At 70.1% G+C, this 14,701-nt stretch carries 12 protein-coding genes; 6 read left to right on the forward strand and 6 right to left on the reverse strand.

The annotated features are described in order from the left end of the window. Window positions 1-226 precede the first annotated feature (226 nt). The 4 genes from FNV62_RS16225 to FNV62_RS16240 form a co-directional block, all read right to left on the reverse strand. Window positions 227-895: an AAA family ATPase gene (locus tag FNV62_RS16225; RefSeq protein WP_143601373.1), complete on the reverse strand. Its 669-nt coding sequence runs from the start codon at window positions 893-895 to the stop codon at window positions 227-229. 34 nt (window positions 896-929) lie between these two features. Next, window positions 930-1,751: an ABC transporter permease gene (locus FNV62_RS16230; RefSeq protein WP_054231471.1), complete on the reverse strand. Its 822-nt coding sequence runs from the start codon at window positions 1,749-1,751 to the stop codon at window positions 930-932. Between the two features lie 151 nt (window positions 1,752-1,902). Continuing rightward, on the reverse strand, window positions 1,903-2,925 hold the full coding sequence (locus FNV62_RS16235; protein ID WP_179858139.1) for an ABC transporter ATP-binding protein: 1,023 nt from the start codon (window positions 2,923-2,925) through the stop codon (window positions 1,903-1,905). 167 nt (window positions 2,926-3,092) lie between these two features. Next, window positions 3,093-4,310 (reverse strand): NYN domain-containing protein, encoded by a 1,218-nt coding sequence (locus FNV62_RS16240; RefSeq protein ID WP_097288893.1) that lies wholly within the window; start codon window positions 4,308-4,310, stop codon window positions 3,093-3,095. 234 nt (window positions 4,311-4,544) lie between these two features. On the opposite strand from FNV62_RS16240, the gene FNV62_RS54585 reads away from it, so the two are divergent. Then, window positions 4,545-4,721, forward strand: a complete 177-nt coding sequence (locus tag FNV62_RS54585; protein ID WP_167552113.1) for a hypothetical protein — start codon at window positions 4,545-4,547, stop codon at window positions 4,719-4,721. 103 nt (window positions 4,722-4,824) lie between these two features. Here the strand turns inward: FNV62_RS54585 and dnaE are convergent, their stop codons facing one another. Further along, window positions 4,825-8,364: a DNA polymerase III subunit alpha gene (gene dnaE, locus FNV62_RS16245; RefSeq protein WP_054231583.1), complete on the reverse strand. Its 3,540-nt coding sequence runs from the start codon at window positions 8,362-8,364 to the stop codon at window positions 4,825-4,827. A 326-nt stretch (window positions 8,365-8,690) separates the two neighbouring features. Here dnaE and FNV62_RS16250 point away from each other — a divergent pair, with 326 nt between their 5' ends. The 5 genes from FNV62_RS16250 to FNV62_RS16270 all read left to right on the forward strand — a co-directional run bounded on the left by FNV62_RS16250 (window position 8,691) and on the right by FNV62_RS16270 (window position 13,931). Further along, the gene (locus FNV62_RS16250) at window positions 8,691-10,034 is read left to right on the forward strand and encodes a DUF2252 domain-containing protein (RefSeq protein WP_060902093.1); all 1,344 of its coding nucleotides are present in this window, start codon (window positions 8,691-8,693) and stop codon (window positions 10,032-10,034) included. A 92-nt stretch (window positions 10,035-10,126) separates the two neighbouring features. Continuing rightward, window positions 10,127-10,813 carry a hypothetical protein gene (locus FNV62_RS16255; RefSeq protein ID WP_097284299.1) on the forward strand — a complete coding sequence of 229 codons (687 nt, stop codon included), beginning with the start codon at window positions 10,127-10,129 and terminating at the stop codon, window positions 10,811-10,813. 94 nt (window positions 10,814-10,907) lie between these two features. Continuing rightward, complete coding sequence (locus FNV62_RS16260; RefSeq protein ID WP_054231584.1) at window positions 10,908-11,717, forward strand: thioredoxin domain-containing protein; 810 nt, start codon at window positions 10,908-10,910, stop codon at window positions 11,715-11,717. Window positions 11,718-11,809: 92 nt separating this feature from the next. Beyond that, window positions 11,810-13,480, forward strand: coding sequence for an alkaline phosphatase D family protein (locus FNV62_RS16265; protein ID WP_144315338.1), 1,671 nt, complete (start codon window positions 11,810-11,812; stop codon window positions 13,478-13,480). Window positions 13,481-13,577: 97 nt separating this feature from the next. Beyond that, window positions 13,578-13,931: a hypothetical protein gene (locus FNV62_RS16270; RefSeq protein WP_054231476.1), complete on the forward strand. Its 354-nt coding sequence runs from the start codon at window positions 13,578-13,580 to the stop codon at window positions 13,929-13,931. A 125-nt stretch (window positions 13,932-14,056) separates the two neighbouring features. Here FNV62_RS16270 and FNV62_RS16275 read toward each other — a convergent pair whose 3' ends face one another. Continuing rightward, a complete protein-coding gene (locus FNV62_RS16275) occupies window positions 14,057-14,626 on the reverse strand; it encodes a dienelactone hydrolase family protein (protein ID WP_097288894.1) in 570 nt (189 codons plus the stop codon). Window positions 14,627-14,701 lie beyond the last annotated feature (75 nt).

The following is a 14,701-nucleotide window of genomic DNA, read 5'->3' on the forward strand; positions in this document are numbered from 1 at the left end:
GGTGGCTGAGCGCGCAGTTCCGCGCGCCCCTGGGGCGGGGCTTCGCCCCAGCATCTCCGGTCCGGCCCGCATCTTCAGCCCGTCCGGCGTTTGAGGACGAGGCCGTTCAGGCCGATGCGGGGGTCCAGGGGGCGCAGCGCCCCTGGCGGGGGTGAGGGGGCGGAGCCCCTGGGGATGGGTCGGGTAGGGGCGGCGGGGGCGAGGAAAGGCGGCCCGTGCCCCTGGTTCAGACCGTCGGAGGTTGTTGCGGTGGGTTCGGAGCCCCGTACGGGCTCGCGTAGGGATCCGGGTCCCGGGGACCGAACAACGCGGTCAGGCCGAGATGAACCACCAGCCCCGCCAGGGACCACGCCAGCAACGCCCCCTTCGCCCCGAGCTTCAACGGCGCGGAGAACGTCACCCCCTTGCCCACTTGCTTGGCATGGGCGACCACGTTCTGCGTCGGCCCGAGCCAGATCCCGACCCGCCAGGCGAGCAGCGACCCGAGCAGACCTCCCACCGCCAGCGCGACAACGAGCGGCACACCCCCACGCCGCCGCACCAGAAACACCACCACCGCACTGACCGCACCGAACGCCAGCGCCAGCAGCGTGAACGTCCCGTCGACCCCGATGGCCTGCTCACCCTCGGTGTCCTTCAGATACACCGCGCTGTCGTCCGCGATCAGCGGCACATGCGGCGCCAGCCACCACCACAGCACACCGAGCAGCACGCCCGCGAGCACCATCGCCACCGTGACGACGGCGGCGTCCCGCACTTCGATCTTCATCCCGGGCCCGTCCTGTTCGTACCCGACGGTCCCCGCGACACCCCCGGCGGGCGGAGCCTGCCAGACGTGGGCGTCGTCGGAGGGCGGTTGATGCGGCGGCGGAGGCGGAGTCAGCGGTGCGGTCACACTGACATCGTGCCAGGCCCGGCTGTCAGCCGCGTCACCGGACGGCCGCCCGGCGGTACGCCCAGGTCGCCACCGCCAGCGAGGCCACCCCGACACCCGCGCAGACGGCGAGGTCACCGACGACGAAGGCCCAGTCGGGGTGCGCCCCGAAGCTCCGCGCGAAGGCCTCGACGCCGTAGGTGGAGGGCAGCAGATCACGGCCGTACTGCACCACCGTAGGCAGCCGGTCCGCCGGCAGCACCCCGAGCAACAGCGCCGCCGACATCCCCAACTGCCCGAGCAGCGTGGCGAGTTCGGGCCGAGGCGCAAGCAGTCCGAGCGCCGCCCCGAGCCCGGCGAGCGCGGCGCCCGCGAGCGGGATCACCGCGACGAGCACCCACAGATGCGCCATCGGCAGCCCGAAGAGGACACAGCCGACGACGGCGGTGACCACGGTCCCGGGCACGGTGAAGGAGGCGTACGCGCCCGCGGCACCGAGCACGACCGCGGCCGGCGGCACCGGCAGGGTCGCGTAGTGGTCGAGCCCGCCGCCGGCCCGCAGCTGTCCGAAGTACTGGGCCAGCAGGTTGAGCCCGACGAAGGCGACGACCAGGACCGACGCCCCGGCCACGATGGACCGGGCCTCACCCCCGCCGTCCACCACGCCACGCATCATGACCATGATGCCGACGGACTGGACCGTGGCCACGAACAGCAGCGGAATCCGCGCCACGCGCGCGCGGGAGAGCTGGGCCCGGTACATGGCGGCGAGGGAGGGCCACAGCCGCGCCCGCGGTCCGAGTTCGGCGGCGTCACCGGCGTCCTCGGCCACGGACAGCGCACTGCCCGGCAGCGCCTCAGCGGGTACGACACTCACGTCGAGCTGCTCCTCTTCACTCCGGCAGCCGTCCTGTTCCTGTTTCCGACGCCGATTCCCACGCCGCTTCCCACACCCACGACGCCCCTCCCCGTCCGTACAGACTCCCCTGTCCGTACAGACTCCCCTACGGATTCCAGACCCCGCGCGCTCACGCCTTCACCAACCCCTGCGCATTGCCGCCGAGCGCGAGGTACACGTCCTCCAGGCTCGGCGTGGCCAGCGTGAAGTCGTCGAGCGCGGCGAACGCGGCGCCTCCGGTGACCGTGGCGACGGCCGCGCGAGCCTCCTCCGGGGCGAGCCGCAGGGTCCAGCGGCGGCCCGACTCGACGGCCCGGGCGCGCAGCGCGGCGACCTCGGGCACGTCCAGCGGGGCGCTCTCGCGCCAGACGAGTTCGACCCGCACCTCGCCCGCGACCCGCTCCTTCAGCCCGGCCGGCGTGTCGCAGGCGATGACGCGGCCCCGGTCGAGGACGGCGACCCGGTCGAGGACGGTCTCGGCCTCGATGACGTTGTGGGTGACCAGCAGCACGGTGGCGCCGTGCTCGGCCCGGCGCCGGTCGACGGCGGACCACACGGCCCGCCGGGCCACGGGGTCCATTCCGGTGGTCGGCTCGTCGAGGACGAGCAGCGGCCGCCGCCCGACCAGCGCGGCGGCGAAGCAGGCCAGCCGCCTCTGTCCGCCGGACAGCTTCTTCAGGGGGCGGGAGGCGATCGGGGTGAGGCCCAGCTCGTCGAGCACGGCGTCCCGCTCGGCCCGCGCCTCGCGCAGTTCGAGCCCGCGCAGCCGCCCGGTCGTCTCGGCGGCCAGCGACACGGTCAGCTCGTCGAGGGCGGTGGACTCCTGTCCGAGGTAGGCGAGGATGCGCGCCGCCCGCTCGGGGTGACGCACGATGTCGTGTCCGAGAATCTCGACACTGCCGCTGTCGGGGCGCATCAGCCCGGTCAGCTGGCGTACGAGGGTGGACTTCCCAGCGCCGTTCGGCCCGAGCAGGCCGAAGATCTCGCCACGCCGGATGTCCAGCCGTACCCCGTCGGTGGCCCGCACCTCGGGCGTACCGGGGCTGCCACGGCGTCCGCGGACCGCCGGGTAGGTCTTGGTCAGCGCGCGCACCGAGCACACGACATCGCCCCTGTGCCCGTTCCGGACTGCCTGTGCCGTGCGCGTACTCACGAAGGACGAGCCTACGGGGTCCGATGCCCCGTTATGCGCCCGGGGCCCTCGCCTCAGCCGGTCCACGAGCCGTCCTGGACCGGGTCTCAAAGGTCTGGCGCGCCGAAAGAGCGCCCCCACCCACCCGCACCCGAGCAGCACACCCGGGGTTCGGCGGCTCCCCCGGCTCACTCCCCGGCAGGGGCATGCTCCGCCGCCGTACGCACATCGATCTCCCGCCAGAACCCCGCCCTGATCGCGTAACGGTCGTGCTCGTCGATCTGGTCGTCCTTGTGGGCGAGCAGCCCGAAGCGCGCGGCGTAACGCAGCAGCTCGCCGTCCACGCGGTGCGGTACCCGCGGGTACATCGTGGACAGCTTCTGCAGGTGGCTCGGGTCGGTGAGCCGCTCCATCCAGCGGCGCGCGAAGACCTGCCCCACCTCGTACGGATCGCCGCCGACCGTGGTGATGTCCTCCTCGCGGTCGGCCCAGCGCTGCTCGGCGGAGGTGAGCTGGGCGAGCGTGGGCAGCGCGGCGGCCTCCGTGGACTCCGTGGCGCCCCCGGGGCGTTCGATCCACCCCTTGTCGGACGACCAGCGCAGCGTCGCGCTCGCGGGGTGCTGGGGGGCCTGGACGCCCGGTGCGCGCAGTGCGGCGAGGTCCTTCGGCGTGGGCACGCCCTTGGGGGCGGGAACGCGCTCCTCGGCCCCGTTCTGCGACTCGGCGACGGGGCTGTGCTCCGCGGCCTCGGAGGGCCGCTCGGCCGCACCGGTGAGCGAGGAGTCGGGCAGCGGCGCGGAGAGGATCGCGGCGATCTCGGGGCGCGGCACGGGCTGCGGCGCGCAGATCCCGCCGAGGTCCTTGGCCCGTACGGCCTTGGTGATCCACGCCCGGTCCAGCACCCGGCGCTCGTCGGCCTCGGCGACCAGGTCCTCGGACTGGTTGTAGTCGCCGTCCGCGGCCTGCACGGCCCACAGGTGTACGGCGACGCCGTGCTCCTTGGCGGCCATCATGCCCGGCAGCAGGTCCCCGTCGCCGGTCACCAGGACCACGTCGGAGCAGGCGCGGTTGCGGGCCAGCTCGGTCAGCTCGGCGTGCATGGCGGCGTCGACGCCCTTCTGCGCCCACCGCCCGTCGCTGCGGGTCAGCGCGCCGAGGCGCACCGTGACCCGTGGCATCACGCGCAGTCGGCGGTGCTCCGGCTGCGGTACGCGGTCGGGGGCGCCGTCGAACCAGTAGATGCGCAGCAGGGGCCGCTCCGTGTCGGACTCGGCGCGCTCGCGCAGGCCCTGGATGAGGGCGGCGTGGTCGACGGTGATCCGGGATCGCGAAGGCTCCCCGGCGAGGAGACTGGCAGCAGCCCCGAGCAGATACCCGGCGTCCACCAGGACGATGCAGCGGTCCACGCGGTCCACCCTCTTTCCGGTTCCGGGAGGTTTGCTTCGGGCTTCCTTCGAGTCTGCCCGACGGCGCGGAGGTTAACGGCCCGAACTCGATCTTCGGCGTGGCGAATCGGTGGATAACGCTCCGACAGGGCTTATTACGCACGGTAATTCTCCGAAATGCACTGCTTGTCAGGCTATGTGAATGTGAATCTGGATCCGGCCCTGACCCCTAGGGCCCCACAGGAGGCAATCACCATGGCCAAGAACAAGAACCGCAAGCAGGGCGGCCAGCAGGACCGCTCCTCGCAGGCCGAGCGTGCGCAGGAGCAGGCGCAGCGGTCCTCGACGGAGGCTCACACGCCGATGTCGCAGGCCCAGGGCAGCCCCGCGGATGTCGCCCGCAAGCACCAGAAGCGCTTCGGCCACAACTGAGGCCATGCGTAAGGGCTGTTGAAGCCCAGGCACACACCGAGGGGCGCACCCGGAAACGGATGCGCCCCTCGCGTACCTCATCTGATCCTGTCGGCCGATCCCGTCAGCCCGCGAGGCAGGACGGGCCCAGCAGCACCTTCAAGTCGCCGAACAGTGCCGGATCCGGCTTCACCCGGTGCCGGTCGAGCCGCAGCACGGTGGTCTTGCGCGGGCCCTGGAGCCTGATGCGCACCTCGCTCTCGCCCTTGTGGTGGCTGAGGATCTCGCCGAGGCGGCTCACCATCGGCGGGGTGACCTTCAGCGCCGGGATCGTGAGGATCACGGGCGCGTTGGTGCCCGCGTTCGACAGGTCGGGGACCTGAAGCTCCATCGCGACCAGCCGCGGCACGTCCTCGCGCTTGTCGAGGCGGCCCTTGACGAAGACGACCGCGTCCTCGACGAGTTGGGTCGACACCAGCTGGTACGTCGCCGGGAAGAACATGCACTCGATGGAACCGGCCAGGTCCTCCACCGTGGCGATCGCCCAGGCGTTGCCCTGCTTGGTCATCTTGCGCTGGAGGCCCGAGATGATGCCGCCGATGGTGACGACCGCGCCGTCCGCGTGCTCACCTCCGGTGAGCTGGGAGATGCCCGCGTCGGCCTTGTCGGACAGCACGTGCTCCAGGCCGAAGAGCGGGTGGTCGGAGACGTACAGACCGAGCATCTCCCGCTCCTGGGCGAGCAGATAGGCCTTGTCCCACTCGTCGGTGGTGAACTCGACGTCGAGTCCGAAGCCGGGCTCGCTGGTGTCCTCGTCGCCCATGCCGCCGAAGAGGTCGAACTGGCCCTCGGCCTCCTTGCGCTTGACCTGCACCACGTTGTCGATCATCGGCTCGAACTGCGCGGTGAGGCCCTTGCGGGTGTGCCCCATGGTGTCGAACGCGCCCGCCTTGATCAGCGATTCCGTGGTGCGCTTGTTGCAGGCGACGGCCTCGACCTTGTCGAGGTAGTCCGGGAAGGAGGCGTACTTCCCCTTGGCCTTGCGGCTCTTGATGATCGACTCGACGACGTTCGTGCCGACGTTGCGGACGGCGGAGAGGCCGAAGAGGATCACGTCGTCGCCCTGGGCGGCGAAGTTCTGCTCCGACTCGTTGACGTTGGGCGGCAGCACCTTGATGCCCATGCGCCGGCACTCGTTCAGATAGATCGCGGACTTGTCCTTGTCGTCCTTGACCGAGGTCAGCAGGCCCGCCATGTACTCGGCGGGGTAGTTCGCCTTCAGGTAGGCGGTCCAGTACGAGACCAGTCCGTACGCGGCCGAGTGGGCCTTGTTGAAGGCGTAGCCGGCGAAGGGCACCAGCACGTCCCACAGGGCCTGGATCGCCTCGGCGCTGTAGCCCTTCTTCTGGGCACCCTCCTGGAAGAGGACGAAGTTCTTCGCCAGCTCGTCGGGCTTCTTCTTGCCCATCACTCGGCGCAGGATGTCGGCCTCGCCGAGCGAGTACCCGGCGATGATCTGGGCGGCCTTCTGCACCTGCTCCTGGTACACGATCAGGCCGTAGGTGACCGCCAGGACCTCCTGGAGGGGCTCCTCCAGCTCCTTGTGGATCGGCGTGATCTCCTGCAGGCCGTTCTTGCGGAGCGCGTAGTTCGTGTGGGAGTCCATGCCCATCGGGCCGGGACGGTAGAGCGCCGAGACGGCGGAGATGTCTTCGAAGTTGTCGGGCTTCATCAGGCGCAGCAGCGAGCGCATGGGGCCGCCGTCGAACTGGAACACTCCGAGGGTCTCGCCGCGCTGGAGCAGTTCGAAGGTCTTCGGATCGTCGAGCGGGAGGGCCAGCAGGTCGAGGTCGACGCCCTTGTTGGACTTCACCATCTTGACGGCGTCGTCCATGATCGTCAGGTTGCGCAGGCCGAGGAAGTCCATCTTCAGCAGGCCGAGCGACTCGCACTGCGGGTAGTCCCACTGCGTGATGGTCACCCCGTCGGTGTGCCGCACCCAGACCGGGGCGTGGTCGACGATGGGCTCGCTGGACATGATCACGCCGGCGGCGTGCACGCCCATCTGCCGGACCAGGCCCTCGACGCCCTTGGCGGTGTCGATGACCTTCTTCACGTCCGGCTCGTTCTCGTACATCGCGCGGATCTCGCCGGCCTCGCTGTAGCGCGGGTGCGAGGAGTCGGTGATGCCGCTGAGGTCGATGCCCTTGCCGAGGACGTCGGCGGGCATCGCCTTGGTGAGGCGGTCGCCCATGGCGTACGGGTAGCCCAGGACGCGCGCGGAGTCCTTGATGGCGTTCTTCGCCTTGATCTTTCCGTAGGTGCCGATCATGGCGACCTTGTCGGCGCCGTACTTCTCGGTCACGTACCTGATCACCTCGACGCGCCTGCGCTCGTCGAAGTCGATGTCGACGTCGGGCATGGAGACGCGCTCGGGGTTCAGGAACCGCTCGAAGATCAGACCGTGCGGGATCGGGTCGAGGTCGGTGATGCCCATGGCGTACGCGACGATCGAACCGGCCGCCGAGCCACGGCCGGGGCCCACGGCGATGCCCTGCTTCTTGGCCCACATGATGAAGTCGGCGACGACGAGGAAGTACCCCGGGAACCCCATCTGGATGATGACGTCCATCTCGTACTCGGCCTGCTTCTGGCGGTCCTCGGGGACGCCGCCGGGGAAGCGGCGCTCCATGCCGAGGCGCACCTCCTCCTGGAACCAGGTGACCTCGGTGTAGCCCTCGGGGATGTCGAACTTCGGCATGAGGTTCTTCGCCTCGAACATGCCGGCGGTGTCGATCTGCTCGGCCACCAGGAGGGTGTTGGCGCAGCCCTGCTGCCAGGCGTCCGAGGAGTCGACGGCGTACATCTCGTCCGTGGACTTCAGGTAGTAGCCGGTGCCGTCGAAGCGGAAGCGGTCCGGGTCGGAGAGGTTCTTGCCGGTCTGGATGCACAGCAGGGCGTCGTGGGCGGTCGCCTCGTGCGCGTACGTGTAGTGCGAATCGTTCGTCACCAGGGGCGGGATGCCGAGCTTCTTGCCGATCTCCAGGAGTCCGTCACGGACCCGGCGCTCGATCTCGATGCCGTGGTCCATCAGCTCCAGGAAGTAGCGGTCCTTGCCGAAGATGTCCTGGTACTCGGCGGCCGACTTCAGTGCCTCGTCGTACTGGCCGAGGCGCAGGCGGGTCTGGAGCTCGCCGGAGGGGCAGCCGGTGGAGGCGATGAGCCCCTCGGACCACTGGGAGATGGTCTCCTTGTCCATCCGGGGCCACTTCTGGAGCCAGCCCTCGGCGTACGCGTCCGAGGAGAGCTTGAAGAGGTTGTGCAGGCCGGTCCGGTTCGCCGCCCAGATCGTCTTGTGCGTGTAACCACCCGAACCGGACACGTCGTCGCGCTTCTGGTGCGGCTGGCCCCACTGGATCTTGCGCTTGTTGCGCCGGGACTCCGGGGCGACGTACGCCTCGATGCCGATGATCGGTGTGACGCCCGCCTTCTTCGCCGTGTGGAAGAAGTCGTAGGCCCCGTGAAGGTTGCCATGGTCACTCATGGCGATGTGCGTCATGCCCATCTCATTGCAGGCGTCGAACATGTCCTTGAGCCGCGCGGCACCGTCCAGCAGCGAGTACTGGGTGTGGACGTGCAGGTGCGTGAACGGCGGCTTTGACACGGCTTCGGCCTCCAAGGAGAACATTCGTCGACAGGCTGCGGACAGTCTGGGGGGACAGCGTCGAAGTCTATGACGCGCCACTGACACTGGAGACGAACACTGGGCGCGAAGCGCCTCGATATGAGGGGCGGTGGTCGGGTGACGGGCGGGCCGATCACCCGTACCTTCATCCGGGGCGCGGGGCACGCGCGCGTACCGTTCGTCCCCGGCGCGCGGGCACTCCCGCGTACCGTCGTCCGTTGGGACAGGACGGAAGCAACCGTCCCGGCGGACGGACACGTCCTTCCCCCATGTCAAGCACCACCTGCACCAGGAGGCACCCAGCGATGTCGGTCCCGCAGCTCAGCGCCGAGCAACGCGGCGAGCAGATCCTCGCCGTCTTCGACACCGCCTTCGGCGAGCTCCTGGCCGCCGACCCGGCCGCGTTCCGCGTCAAGTTCCGCAAGATGGCGGCCTCCGCCTTCGCGTTCTACCGGGGCACGGCGGGCCTCTTCTACCACGACCTCACCGCGGAGATCGGGTTCGGGCCCCGGCGCGGCGGACCGTACCTGGACGAGCGCACCTCCCGCGTGTGGATCCACGGCGACCTCCACGCCGAGAACTTCGGCACGTACATGGACGCCAACGGCCGCCTGATCTTCAACGTGAACGACTTCGACGAGGCGTACGTCGGCCCCTTCACCTGGGACCTCAAGCGATTCGCCGCCTCCGTGGCCCTCATCGGGTACGCGAAGGCGCTCAGTGACGACCAGATCACCGAGCTGGTCACGGTGTACGCGGCGGCCTACCGCGAGCGCATCCACGCCCTGGCCACCGGCGCCAAGAGCGACGAGGTGCCGCCCTTCACCCTGGACACGGCCGAGGGCCCGCTGCTGGACGCGCTGCGTGACGCCCGCTCGCTGACCCGCTTCGGGCTGCTCGACTCGATGACCGAGATCCGCGACTTCGAGCGCCGCTTCGCGCCCGGCGGCGGCTCCATCGAGCTCGACGCGGCCACCCGCTACAAGGTGCTCGCGGCCTTCGACGGCTACCTGGAGACGCTCCCCGAGTCCTCCCTGGCCCGCCCGGACTCCTACCGGGTGAAGGACGTCGTCGGCCGCCGCGGCATCGGCATCGGCTCCGCCGGGCTGCCCTCGTACAACATCCTTCTGGAGGGCAACAGCGACGCCCTGGAGAACGATGTCGTGATCTACATCAAGCAGGCCCAGACCCCGGCCGTCTCCCGGCACATCACGGACTCCTCGATCCGCGAGTACTTCCAGCACGAGGGCCACCGCACGGTGATCTCCCAGCGTGCCCTGCAGGCGCACGCCGACCCGTGGCTGGGCTGGACCGAGCTGGACGGCGCCGGCCAGCTGGTCGCCGAGGTCTCGCCGTACGCGGTGGACCTGGACTGGGGCGACATCGACGACCCGGAGGAGATCGCCTCGGTCGTCGCCGACCTCGGCCGGGCCACGGCCACCATGCACGCCGCGGCCGACGACGAGAGCGGCCACTCGGAGCTGGTCCCGTTCTCCACCGAGCGGGCCATCGACGCGGCGATCGCCGCCGACGAGGACGGCTTCTCGGGCCTCCTGGTGGACTTCGCGCACAGCTACGGCGCACGCGCGCGTGCCGACCACCAGATCTTCGTCGACCTGTTCCGCAACGGCCGGATCCCGGGCCTGTAGGGACCCCGGACGACGGACCCACAACGCTCCCGTAACACATAGGAACCCTTTAGGGGGCCCTTACGGGAGCACGTGGGACACTCGGCTCCGCTATGGACATACCCGGGACCCAGCTCAGAGCCGTGCGCGCGGCTCTGTTCACGGCTGTCGTCGTGACGCTCTCCACCGCGTCGCACGTACTGCTGTCCCGGGTCCCGCTGCCGCTGGGCACCATGGCGGCGATCGCCGCGGCCGTCTTCGTCATCGCGTACGCGCTGGCGGGCCGCGAGCGCGGCTTCGGCCGGATCGCCGCCCTGCTCGTCCCGCTGGAGCTGACCGCCGACACCGTGTTCACCACGGGCCAGCACGTCTGTTACGGCAGGGCGGGCGGCCCCGTCGCGGGCCCGCTGCGCTCGGTCGGCTTCGACGTGCTGTGCGGCGGCGGCAGCGTGGGCACCCCGCTGGCCCACGTGACCGGCGGCAGCGGCGACCGTGCCGCCACCCTGCTCGCGCAGACCGACCCGGCCGCCGCCTGGCTGCTGCTCGCCGCCCATGTCAGCGTCGGGCTGCTCGCGGCCGCCTGGCTGCGCCGCGGCGACCGCGCCCTGGACCAGCTGCTGCGCGCGGTGGCCGCGGCCACCTTCCGGCCCCTGCTGATCGCGGTCGCCGCGGTGACCGTACGGCTCGCCCCGGCACGCCGGCTGCCGCGCCCCGCGCGCCGGAGCGCGGGCGCCCGCACCCGCCTGTTCGTGCACTCCCTGGGACGGCGTGGACCGCCGCTCTCGGCCGCTTTCGCCTGAGCCATCGCTTCTGCGCGACAGCCCTTGAGCACCGGCAGTCCCCCGTACGTATCCCGCGTACCACGTGTGCGCGTCCCCCATGGAGATCACCAACATGAGCAAGCGAAACAGCCAGGCGGCGAAGACGGCGGCCCGCGAGAAGCTGCGCCTCGAGCGCGAGCGCCAGGCCAAGCGCGACAAGGTCAAGCGCCAGGCCATCGTGGCCGGCTCCATCGTCGCCGTCCTCGCGATAGCCGGCGGCGTCGGCTACGCGGTCGTGCAGAACAACAAGCCGAGCTACTGGGCGGGCCTGAAGGACGCCAAGGTCGTCGCCCCGGCCAACACCACCGGCACCAAGGGCACCACCGTCGTCATCGGCAAGAGCACCGCCAAGAAGACCCTCAAGGTCTACGAGGACCCGCGCTGCCCGGTCTGCGCCCAGTTCGAGCAGACCGTCGGCTCGACCGTGAAGAAGGACATCGACGACGGCAAGTTCAAGTTCCAGTACGTCGGCGCCACGTTCATCGACAACAAGGACAACGGCCAGGGCTCCAAGAACGCGCTGAGCGCCCTGGGCGCCGCGCTGAACGTCAGCTCCGAGGCGTTCCTCGAGTACAAGACCGCGCTGTACTCGACGAAGTGGCACCCGGACGAGACGACCGACAAGTTCAAGGACGACGCCTACCTCCTCAAGGTCGCCGACACCGTTCCCGCGCTGAAGGGCAACACCGCGTTCCAGAACGCGGTGAAGAAGGGCACCTACGACGCCTGGGCGATGGCCATGTCGAAGACCTTCGACGACAACAAGGAGGGCGTGACCGGCACCCCGGGCTTCGTCATGGACGGCAAGCAGCTCAACGGCGGCACCCCGCTCCTGACGGTGGCCGACTTCGACAAGGTGGTGGACGCGGCTCTCAAGGGCTGACGCCGACGGGGAATCCGGCCTCCGCGTGAAGAGCGGGCGAACTTTCGAGGTTCGCCCGCTCTCGCACGTACCGATCAGTAACCTGTTCGGTCGTGACCAGTCGATACAGATCATCCGAGGCGTCCCAGGGCCTCAACTCTCCCTCGCCGCGCCGCCGTACGGTCGTCAAGGCCGCGGCGGCGACCGCTGTCCTGGCCGGCCCGCTCGCCGCCGCCCTGCCGGCCCGCGCCGCCACGGACGCCCCCGCCTTCCTGCACGGCGTCGCCTCCGGCGACCCGCTCCCGGACGGCATCCTGCTGTGGACCCGAGTGACGCCCACCTCCACGGCGATACCCGGCTCCGGCCTCGGCCCCGACACCGAAGTCAGCTGGACCGTCGCCAAGGACAAGGCGTTCACCACGATCGTCTCCAAGGGCTCCCTCACCGCGACGGCCGCCTCCGACCACACCGTGAAGGCGGACATCCGCGGCCTGGAACCGGCCACGGACTACTGGTTCCGCTTCTCCGCGGGCGGCACCGACTCGCCCGTCGCCCGCACCCGCACCGCCCCGGCCGCCAACGCCGCCGTGGCGGGCCTGCGCTTCGGCGTCGTCACCTGCGCCAACTGGGAGGCGGGCTACTTCTCGTCGTACCGCCATCTCGCGGCCCGGGGCGACCTGGACGCCTGGCTGCATCTCGGGGACTACATCTACGAGTACAAGTCCGGCGAGTACGCGGCGCGCGGCACGGTCGTGCGGCCGCACTCCCCCGCGAACGAGATCATCACCCTCGCCGACTACCGCACCCGGCACGGCAAGTACAAGACCGATCCGGACCTCCAGGCCCTGCACCACAAGGCGCCGGTCGTGGCGATCTGGGACGACCACGAGTTCGCCGACAACGCCTGGTCCGGCGGCGCCGTCAACCACACCGAGGGCGCCGAGGGCACCTGGACGGCACGTCAGGCCGCCGCGAAGCAGGCCTACTTCGAGTGGATGCCGGTACGCCCGGCGATCGAGGGCACCACCTACCGCCGGCTGCGCTTCGGCAAGCTCGCCGACCTCTCCCTGCTCGACCTGCGGTCCTTCCGGTCCCAGCAGGCGTCCACGGCCAGCGGCACGGTCGACGACCCGAACCGTACGATCACGGGCCGGGCCCAACTCGACTGGCTGAAGGCCGGACTGAAGGCGTCCGACACCACCTGGCGGCTGGTCGGCAACTCGGTGATGATCGCGCCGTTCGTCATCGGCTCGCTCACCGCCGACCTGCTCAAGCCGCTCGCCAAGCTGCTGGACCTGCCGCAGGACGGCATCGGTGTCAACACCGACCAGTGGGACGGCTACACCGACGACCGCCGTGAACTCCTCGCCCATCTGCGCTCGAACGCGATCGGCAACACGGTGTTCCTCACCGGCGACATCCACATGTCCTGGGCCAACGACGTACCGGTGGACGCCGGGACGTACCCGCTGTCCGCGTCGGCCGCCACCGAGTTCGTGATCACCTCGGTGACCTCCGACAACCTCGACGACATCGTGAAGGTCCCCGAGGGCACGGTCTCCGCGATCGCCGCGCCGCTCATCCAGATCGCCAACCGGCACGTCCACTGGGTCGACACCGACCGCCACGGCTACGGCGTCCTGGACATCACCGCCGATCGCGCGCAGATGGACTACTACGTCCTGTCCGACCGCACGAACGCCAACGCGACCTCGTCCTGGGCTCGTTCGTACCGCACGCGCACCGGCACCCAGAAGGTCGAGCGCACCTACGACCCGGTGTAGAAAACAATTCCGGGCGCGGAGAAGATCTTGATAGCGTCGGGCGCATTGTCGGATCGTCCTATTGACGGTCCGTCAGTTCCCTTAGGATTGGAGTCACATGGCCACCCCCCAAAGTGTCCTGACGAAGACCGCAGTGCTCGGCGCCGCCCTGGCCCTCGCCGGACTCACCGCCACATCCGCCGAGGCGCAGGAGGCCACGGCGGCAGCGGCACCGGCGTTCGTCAACCTGACCACGGCGGAAAGCTCTCCCATATACGCCCAGCCCACTTCCTCGTCGACGAGGTACCGCACGGAGCCGCGGGGCACGACCCTGCGGATCCAGTGCTCGACCACCAAGACCCCCTCGGGGGAACGGTGGTTCAGGATCTACGACTCCAAGCCGACGTCCTGGGTGTGGTCCGGTCACTTCCCGTCGCAGGTGCACCCGCCCAAGGAGTGCTTCCCGGGCTAGGTTCTCCGACGCTCCCCAACGCCGGTGGTCGCAGTTGACCGAAGGTGAACAGGCGGGCCCGGGTCCATCCAACAGATGACCCGGGCCCGTCTGTTGGAAGCCCGTCGCCCCGGTGCGGCGGACCGTTACAGCGAGTCGAGGAAGCCGAGCGCCACCCGCCAGGTGGCCTCGGCGGCCTCCTCGTCGTAGTCGGGCAGGTCGGGGTCGGTGTACAGGTGCCCGGCACCCGCGTACCGGTAGATCTCCACGTCCGCACCCGCCCGCTGCATCTGCAGATACCAGGCGCTCAGCCAGTCGTCCGTCTCGAACGGGTCCGGCTCCGCGACGTGCAGCTGGACCGGCAGCTCGTCCACCGACGCGCTCTCGGCGATGTCCGACGTGCCGTGCAGGAGCAGCAGCCCAAGGGCCTTCTCGTCGCCGAGCGCCAGGGTCTGCGCGATGGAGGCGCCGAGCGAGAACCCCGCGTACACCAGGCCGCGCTCGGAGTAGGGAGCGGCGGCCAGGACGGCGCGTCTGAGCAGCTCCTCCTTGCCGATCCCGTCGTTGAAGGTCATGCCCTCCTCCACGGTCTCGAAGGTGCGGCCCTCGAAGAGGTCCGGCGTCCACACCTCGTGCCCCGCGGCACGCAGCCGGTCGGCCGCCGCGCGCACCGCGGGCCGGAGCCCGTAGGTCGAGTGAAAGAGCATGATGTTCATGTGCCCCATGGTGCCAGCCAGGACTGACAGCCCCGGATCGAGGCCCAGGGACCAGGGCGACATGTTCAGGGCCGC

Source organism: Streptomyces sp. RLB3-17 (assembly GCF_007113425.2).
Lineage (GTDB): Bacteria > Actinomycetota > Actinomycetes > Streptomycetales > Streptomycetaceae > Streptomyces > Streptomyces mirabilis_D.

Excerpts from the sequence above, each read along its gene's own strand:
- FNV62_RS54585 (WP_167552113.1), top strand. The coding sequence starts at position 4,545 with ATGGCCAAGAACAAGAACCGCAAGCAGGGCGGCCAGCAGGACCGCTCC.
- FNV62_RS16250 (WP_060902093.1), top strand. The coding sequence starts at position 8,691 with ATGTCGGTCCCGCAGCTCAGCGCCGAGCAACGCGGCGAGCAGATCCTC.
- FNV62_RS16255 (WP_097284299.1), top strand. The coding sequence starts at position 10,127 with ATGGACATACCCGGGACCCAGCTCAGAGCCGTGCGCGCGGCTCTGTTC.
- FNV62_RS16260 (WP_054231584.1), top strand. The coding sequence starts at position 10,908 with ATGAGCAAGCGAAACAGCCAGGCGGCGAAGACGGCGGCCCGCGAGAAG.
- FNV62_RS16270 (WP_054231476.1), top strand. The coding sequence starts at position 13,578 with ATGGCCACCCCCCAAAGTGTCCTGACGAAGACCGCAGTGCTCGGCGCC.
- FNV62_RS16275 (WP_097288894.1), bottom strand. The coding sequence starts at position 14,626 with ATGAACATCATGCTCTTTCACTCGACCTACGGGCTCCGGCCCGCGGTG.